Here is a 6,573-nt window from a genome sequence, read left to right on the forward strand (position 1 = left end):
CATCATCCTTAACCTTTGGTTGTCATAATATGATTACTTCCTTTATCTCTTTTTAGCTGATTCATTTTTGCCAGAATCATAAGACCAAGGACATTTAATTTCTCCATATTTTCAGGAAACGTTAATTCAATTGGCCTTCCTCTATCCGACCATTTTGCTGCAGCTTCCTGAATTTGCTTTTGGGCGAGTTTGGCTGCTCCTCCAACAGCAATATAACGGACAGCTCCTTTAATCTCTGATGAACTGCTCCTCACCCGATCAAAATGCTCCAGGTATTTAATTGCCATTGACTTCAGCTGCGGCAAAATGTATTTGCTGATATCCTTTCTGACCCCTGCAAAAGGCTCGACATACCACCCTGCGGGTCCTTCTGCCAACTTTTCCTCCAGTTCGGCACGGGAGTCAAATCGGTACATTTCCTTTTTACTCACCCTTTGAATGATGTGATCAAGAAACTGATTGATCCCGAAAGGCTCGCCCTCTACAGATGCGACAGGCTTATTATTTTTTATTCCGACAAAGTCGACAGAGTCTCCCCCAAGGTCTCCGATGATAATCCCTTTTTGTGATTCTTTAACAAGTTCTTCATCCTTGATTCCCAAAGTTTCCTGATCTCTTGTTAATCCCAAATAGGCACAAGCACCTTCTGCACCGACAATGACATCATTGATTATAACTTTAACGGTTAACTCCTTAGGCTCAGAAAGCCCGGGAACTTTATGAAAGATGATCGTATGTGTTCCAGCCAGTTTGTCTTTTAGGCGGGTTTTTCTTTCTTTATACTGTGTTGTCGGAAGAGAAACAGCTAATTGATCAATAGAATAAGTGATTTCTGTTTCTTCCGGATGCTGAAGAACTGCATGATAGCCTGCCAGGCCGAACAGCAGCAAATAGGTTCTGTCTTCATCAACTTTCTGGTTATTGAATGCAGTCAGGCTCACGTCCCGCTGTTTAGCCGCTGCTTTTCCGATATAGAAAATTTCCCTTCTATCCACAACGGCCTGGCTCTTTACCTCCACAATTAAATTATCTTCAAACACTATATCATCATCATCGTATGGCTTTTCGTAAAATTCTTCATCAAAAAGAGCAATAGCATTTGGAATTTGATATTCTGACAGAATACCATTTTCAGAAGCTAATGCCTTATACCAGCTGTTTCCGATATCTACAGCAAGAAAATTGTGTCTATCCATTTCTCCTCACTCCTCCTTTTGAATCTTATGCGTGATAGAAGTCCAATTGTGCCCGTACTATTTAGTTTTTATCTCGTTTTACAAGTCAGTAAGAGCTTTATTGCAGGGAACAGAGGATTTGAAGGACTCAAATACCTGAGTTGAACTAAATAGCAGTGTGAAAAAAACGCTGAAAAAGATTTCACTTTATCCTCATTTGCCTCATCCATATATAACAAAATCTAAATACCCATTTTTCGTATTTTCAGTTCTTCCGATTTTTATAGGTAAACGCCCAAACATAGACGATTATCATGCATAGGATGGGATTATCATGATTTCAGGAGGAGCCCAAATGTCAGAAGAACAAAAAGATCGAGATATAGCGGAATGCCAGATTTCTGCTCAAAACTGTGAGTGTGAGAGTACCTTCCATCATCCTCATGTAAGTATTGGAAAAATCACAGCTGAGGTTCCTGTAGTGCTAGCTGAACTTTCACTCCACCTAAACGTAAATGCCATTATAAAGTTTCCGGAACCTGTATTAGAAATTAAAGATATAAAAAAATCAGTAAAGTTGACACAATGCAGGCTATTACTCCCTGCAAACCAGTTATTTGTCAAAGGATTCGTTCGAAAAAATATTCAATATGCTGCCCCTTGTCCAGAAATTGAAATGCATTCTGATAAAAGTGTAGCATCTGATATACATTCTTATACAGTCGATGTGCCTTTTCAATGCGTTACTGAAATAAAGAAATTCCTTACCTGCCCAATCATGCCGGAAATAAACAAGCGATACAATTTCGATTTTCATGTATCAAAGCCAATGCACTGCGGGTTTCCTGAAAAAGATGAGCTTCAATCGAATGACCTTTCCAAATTTCATCAGGAGAGCATGCAGCACTACAACAAATTGCCCTTCTGTGAACTGATTTCAAGCAGAATAATTGAATGGGATGAGGCGATAGATCGCCGTCCTCTGCCTAACTGCTCACCGATTGGTGAAGGTGTCTTCACAAAATTGGAAGAAAAAATGGTTTTAGAATTAGTCATAAAAGTCCTTCAAAAACAGCAAATACGAGTTTCTTCAACTACGAATGATCACGATGACTGTTACGACTGCGATTAAAAATATATTAGTACGGTTAATCCCATGAAGCAGCCATTAATTTCTAAAAACGTCGCGGGAGAACCACAATCTCTCAGTGTTAACAAGACTCCCGGACATCTGCCCATAAGTGTATACTGATAAACCTAATTAAAATTGATAAAGCTTTCTAGATTCATGGTAAGGAGGGGACTGGTGAGGATGCTCTTAATTTGCAGCACCTTCCTAAGAAGATGAGTGATATGAGAAGTGCATATAACCGAATTTTTCGTATTGATACAGAATCAGAAAATTTGTCGGATCAGCAGTTAATCTTTCTTTCAAGGAATAAATCAAAAAGCCCAAATTTAGAAAAACCTATAAAAGAAATGGACTTTGAAGAAAACCAAAAAGGATATGGTACGTCTATTTCCGAAAAAAAACCAAAATCATTTCCATTAATTTTACCGCCTCCTGCAGTGGAAGCCCGCCAAATAAGCCAAACTAATATACTGCCTGAAAAAACATCCGATAAGGGTAATGTAGGGAAGAATATTGTACCTGCTAAAGAAGAAGCAAGGATGGCCAAGAAAAAAAAATTAAAACTGCCTAAATACCTAAATGAAATGCTGACGCCCTTTTCACCTATGCTGAGCTGGACCCCTTCTTTACCAAGTACGTATACTAACCATAATATTTTTCTTAACGATACAAAATCCACTCAAAGAAAAGGTAATATATCATCTGCTGAGGCAGTTCAAGCTGAAGAAACAATCATGCGTTTTCATCAGGAATTGATACAATCTGAAAACGAAAGCAAATCATCATTAAACCATGAAAATTTAACAAATGAGAATGCTCTAATAGAAGACACGGACCTGACTCAGGAATTTATCAGTATGCTAGAATCCTCAGAGACTCTCCAGAAAGCTGAATCCACGGATGATCTCTCATTCGGCTTTGAAATGGAAAAATTTAAATCAGAAGATGGGAAACTTGAAGTAAGTACTCTTGCTAAAAACGGCAATATTTTATCAGAACCCGCGAATTTCTTTGAGGAGGACTTTGCAGCGATGCTGGAAGAGTCTTCTTCTTCGGATAATGAGTCAGTTAACATTCCTTACCGTCAAGATGAAGCATTTGCGCTGCTTTTAGATGCCTCTTATAACCATAGCGAATCTTCCTCCTATAATCATAAAAACATGGACTATGACCGCCATAAAATTGAAGTTGATTCACTTGAACCAGATGATTCACATCCAACTTTAGAAGATTCACTTAACCCTAAATGGCAAGGAAATTTCAGTGAAGAGTCATCCAGTTATGAAGGAGAATTCTCCCTCCTTCTGAAAAAAGCCTGTAGCTTACTTGATGAGAAGTGCGCAGACACAATACCACTACAGGAGAGGTTTTTGGCTTTATTGGAGGAGTCATCTGATAGTAATCATAAGTTTCTTGAATTATTAAATGAGGAGTTTTTCTCATCCAGTGAATGCGGAGAATCCGAATCACCTTATGACAGAGAGGAAGTGAAATATAATAAAGTATCATCTTTGCTTGAACACTTTTCGGCTATGCTTCAAGATGTTATTTCAAATGAAATTCCCAATTCTGAAAAGGCCGAACCCACTTCACTCCCATCAGAATCTGGGAGTGAAGAAGTAAGCAAAAATGAATTTTCAGCCGAATGCGAAAGTACAAATCGACTCAGTGATGCGCTCTATGATCATTTGGAGGAGTCCTCTTCCAGCAGCATTATAGAAGAAAACACGCGATCTACTAAAGAATCTTTCCGGAAAGGGGTTATTGTTAAACTTCCTGTTTTAATTGGCAAAACAGATATGGAGGTTCAAATCTTTGATTGCTTTCCAATGAACATACATGCAAAGCATATAACTAAAATGGAATGGTCAGTAGAATCATTGAGCTGTAAGGTTCTTCTTCCCTCACAAACGGTTTTTGTTAAAGGGATACTCATAGCTGATATTATGTTCGCTGCTGATAAACAGGTGAAAAGCATCAGGATACCACTCTCAATAGATGAATCCATCAAGCTGGATTGGATTTGCACTCCGGAATTACCGCTTCCTTCGCGTATAAATGAGTTCATATTTCAACATGGAAATGCACACGATTACCATATAGAGTACTTTCAGCAATTTTCCGAGGAAATCACATGTAACCTGAATAAAATCCATATTCTCTGGCACGGAGATATATCGGGAGATGCGGGTATAGAAATACTGGGTAAAGCTATTTTATCAGTCGATTTTTTTCAGAAGCAATTTATACAAATTTAAAAGAGGGTATCTCAAAAGAGACCCTTTCCTTTTTTCAGCCTCATTCTTAGCAATTCATGTTAACTGATTACCCTGTCTGCTTTTCATAGAAAAAAGGCACCTGTAATCGGTACCTTTTCTCCTTTTAAGTTATTACTCTTCCTCTGTAACTGGGGCGGGAGCTGCAGTGAATTGAGTCTGCGATAATCTGATTACAAGGTTAATGTCATCTTTTTCAGTAAATTTGTTAAATTTACCCCATTTATCAAAGTTCGCTAAGAAGTTGCCTTCTGTTAAATTCCAGCTGACTAATTTGCAGCGAATTGGTTCATTCAGGAACTCAAACGTATTGGAACCAAAGGTGCATCTGTCAGCTCCCATACCATCTTTTGCAAGTTCCCTGATTTCTCTGGCATCACTATTCTTTGAACTTAAAGCAGGAATCGGAATAGCAACAGGCAAAGTTACACGAGTGAAACACTTGAATGGAACATTTACCATATAGTCTTTAACATATCCGTCACAGTCTTCAACATATTGGATATTTTTATGAATATATCCTTCTATAAACAATTTTACGTCAGTTGTTGTTGTACCCTCTGCAGGGCGAAGAGGAATGGCTTCACATTGAGTAAGGAAAATATTTTTTCTGATCACTTTAATCTCTGATGCATAATCCGGAAGATGAATATCGGATTCAGTAAGAGCTTGAATAGGGACTTGTCCGATTACAACATCTACTTCTGTACCTGCTACTACCGCACCTGAAACTTCGCAAAAGTGATCATGTGATTTAGCTGTATCGCAAACTGGCATATCTGGACATTTACCATGAGAATGCCCTTTGCCACAGCCGCAACTATTATTTTTTTTCATATTATAAACTCCTTATCATTTTATTTAGTCAAATTCAATTAAGCTCTGTTCTGTTTCAGAAAGCTTAATATCTTCTGACTTACTACTTATATATGTAAGGAGTAATGGATTTGAATGGACAAGTTCATTAGGTCAAATAATCAATTTATCATTTTTGCAATAAAAACAGCATATGCGGAGAAGGCTGATTTTTCACATCTTATTTCACTCCTAACAATCGAGCGTCAAACATATGTCCATTTCCACACACGCCGCCATATCTTTCTCCTTCCCTTCTCTATTAATATTATGTTCCATGAGGATAAACGGCGTAAAGCATTAGAAGAGCAATCTTAAATAGAGAGTCCATCAAGCTGGATGCGATTTGTGACCCTGAATTGCCGCTTCCATTATGTGAAAATAACTCGATTAGGTATAGAATACTATCAGCAACCTTTGTATGATATTACTTGTAAATTGAAAACGATCCTGGTTACTCAGGTATGGAGATTTATCGAAAGATGAGGGCTTGAGAATAATTGTGGAAAGCTGACTTAACAGTTGATTATCACCGGAAGCTATTTAAAATGGGGGTAACTCCAAAAAAGACCGTTTCCCTTTTTTTAGCTAATCATTAGTTAGCAATTACCAGATATATCCCGCAGTCCTTCAAAGAAAAAAGACACCGGAAATCGGTGCCTTTTTCTTTATAAGTTTATGACCAACCTCTGCAATTAAGCCCCATTTGCAGTAAATTGAGTCTGCGATAATCTGAGTACAAGATTAATATCATCTTTTTCAGTAATTTTGTTGAATCTTCCCCATTTATCAAAGTTACTTAAAAAGTTAGCTTCAGTTAAATTCCAGCTTACCAATTTACAGCGAATAGGCTCATTCAAGAATTCAAAAGTATTGGAACCAAAAGTACAGCGGTTAGCGCCCATACCGTCTTTGGCCAATTCTCTAATTTCTCTGGCATCACTATTCTTTGAACTTAAAGCAGGAATCGGAATAGCAACAGGCAAAGTTACACGAGTGAAACACTTGAATGGAACATTTACCATATAGTCTTTAACATATCCGTCACAGTCTTCAACATATTGGATATTTTTATGAATATATCCTTCTACAAACAATTTTACGTCAGTTGTTGTTGTACCCTCTGCAGGGCGAA

General features: G+C 37.9%; 5 protein-coding genes and 1 pseudogene. 3 read left to right on the plus strand and 3 right to left on the minus strand.

Annotation, left to right across the window (positions count from 1 at the left end; translation table 11 throughout):
- Positions 1-8: 8 nt before the first annotated feature.
- Positions 9-1,196, minus strand: a complete 1,188-nt coding sequence (locus tag NR125_RS18755; RefSeq protein ID WP_217024716.1) for a ParM/StbA family protein — start codon at positions 1,194-1,196, stop codon at positions 9-11.
- A 334-nt stretch (positions 1,197-1,530) separates the two neighbouring features.
- On the opposite strand from NR125_RS18755, the gene NR125_RS18760 reads away from it, so the two are divergent.
- The gene (locus NR125_RS18760) at positions 1,531-2,307 is read left to right on the plus strand and encodes a CsxC family protein (RefSeq protein WP_019381057.1); all 777 of its coding nucleotides are present in this window, start codon (positions 1,531-1,533) and stop codon (positions 2,305-2,307) included.
- Positions 2,308-2,519: 212 nt separating this feature from the next.
- Complete coding sequence (locus tag NR125_RS18765; protein WP_251264495.1) at positions 2,520-4,565, plus strand: hypothetical protein; 2,046 nt, start codon at positions 2,520-2,522, stop codon at positions 4,563-4,565.
- Positions 4,566-4,697: 132 nt separating this feature from the next.
- Here the strand turns inward: NR125_RS18765 and NR125_RS18770 are convergent, their stop codons facing one another.
- Positions 4,698-5,420, minus strand: a complete 723-nt coding sequence (locus NR125_RS18770; RefSeq protein WP_009334438.1) for a CsxC family protein — start codon at positions 5,418-5,420, stop codon at positions 4,698-4,700.
- Between the two features lie 114 nt (positions 5,421-5,534).
- Between NR125_RS18770 and NR125_RS18775 the strand changes: the two genes are divergently transcribed.
- Entirely contained in the window at positions 5,535-5,756 is a 222-nt protein-coding gene (locus NR125_RS18775) for a hypothetical protein (RefSeq protein WP_019381059.1), read from the plus strand.
- A gap of 377 nt (positions 5,757-6,133) precedes the next feature.
- Here the strand turns inward: NR125_RS18775 and NR125_RS18780 are convergent.
- Positions 6,134-6,573 (minus strand): annotated as a pseudogene (locus tag NR125_RS18780) (CsxC family protein); the annotation flags it as partial.

Source organism: Cytobacillus sp. Bac17, assembly GCF_024519925.1.
In the GTDB taxonomy this organism is placed as follows: Bacteria; Bacillota; Bacilli; order Bacillales; family Cytobacillaceae; genus Cytobacillus; species Cytobacillus pseudoceanisediminis.